The sequence below is a fragment of the Mesobacillus sp. LC4 genome (assembly GCF_053543455.1).
On record NZ_JBGCUB010000030.1, the window covers coordinates 1 to 1,532 of the forward strand.

The following is a 1,532-nucleotide window of genomic DNA, read 5'->3' on the forward strand; positions in this document are numbered from 1 at the left end:
GAAGCAGCATTCCTGTAATGAAAGAAAATGGAGTTTGAACAAAAAAATAACCTCTTGGTAGAATGAGAGAGTCCTGACGCTGGCCAGCAAAAAGGACAAATCTCTCAAATACCAGGAGGCTTTAAAATGAATTATAACCAGAATAAGAAAATAGCTCAAATAACTTCTCAAACTCTTATTATAGGAGTCGATATTGCGAAGTTCAAGCACGTGGCACGTGCCCAGGATTTTAGAGGTATAGAGTTTGGATCTCCGTGTCAATTTGAAAATACAAAAGAAGGATTTGAGCATTTTCTAAAATGGATTTCGGGAATCAAAAAAGAACAACGTATGGATAAAGTGATAGTTGGCATGGAGCCAACAGGCCACTATTGGTTTAACCTAGCCCATATCCTAAAAGAAAATGGGATTAAGTTTGTCGCAGTTAACCCCTTGCACGTCAAGAAAAGCAAGGAGCTGGATGATAACTCGCCCACCAAGAACGATGTGAAAGATGCCAAAGTCATAGCCCAGCTGGTCAAGGACGGAAGATACGCCGAACCTACGATACCACAAGGTGTTTATGCAGAACTCCGTGTGGCAAAGAAAATACGCGATCTTTTAACTGAAGACCTTCAAACTGTCCAAGGGCAGGTACACAACTGGATTGACCGGTATTTTCCGGAATTCCTCAAGGTATTTAAGAAATGGGAGGGTAAGGCTGCTTTACAATTCTTAAAGCTCTATGCCTTACCCCATGAAATAGCTGAATTCACTGAACAAGAGCTACTCGTCCATTTGAGAAAATCCGTATCCCGGAGTGTTGGATTAAACAAGATCCGCGAGTTAAAACAGGCAGCCACTAAGTCCATCGGACTAAGACAAGGTGCCAAGATGGCCAGGATTGAGCTTAAAACCATTCTGGCTAAGTATGAGTTAATTCAGTTACAATTCGAAGAATTAGATTCAAAAATTGATGATCTGCTTGATGAAATACCAGGCGTCCAACAAATGTTAGCGATAAAAGGTGTGGGCAGGGATACAATTGCCGGCTTTTTCGCGGAAGTAGGGGATTTAGGCGAATACAATCATCCCCGGCAAATTATTAAGCTGGCTGGCTTAAGCCTAAAAGAAAATACTTCCGGTAAGCACAAAGGAAAAACGACCATCACTAAAAGAGGCCGTAAGAAGCTAAGGGCCCTATTATTCAGGGTTTGTATGATACTCGTTGCCAAGAATTCTGCATTTAAGGCATTACATGCGTACTATACTCAACGTCCGGATAATCCATTAAAGAAGATGCAGTCCCTAATCGCTTTGTGTAATAAACTGATTCGTATCTTCTTTAGCATTGGTAAAAAGCAGTTTGAATTTAGTGAAGATAGAATGTTAAAGGACATCCCTCATTTGGCAGTATCAAAGCAGGCAGAACTAGCCGCTTAATTCTGGTTAAGTTTAGATAAATAGTAGTTTTTGTTTTTATAGATTTTGGAGACATTTGAAGCACGGATTAGTCGGCAAAGCAACTAAATTACGGGCTGAGACCCTGTGAA

The 1,532-nt window shown here is 40.7% G+C and carries 1 protein-coding gene; it reads left to right on the forward strand.

Translation table 11 applies throughout. The annotated features are described in order from the left end of the window. The first annotated feature begins 126 nt into the window (after positions 1 to 126). A complete protein-coding gene (locus AB5I83_RS23640) occupies positions 127 to 1,422 on the forward strand; it encodes an IS110 family transposase (RefSeq protein WP_448978951.1) in 1,296 nt (431 codons plus the stop codon). Positions 1,423 to 1,532: the final 110 nt, after the last annotated feature.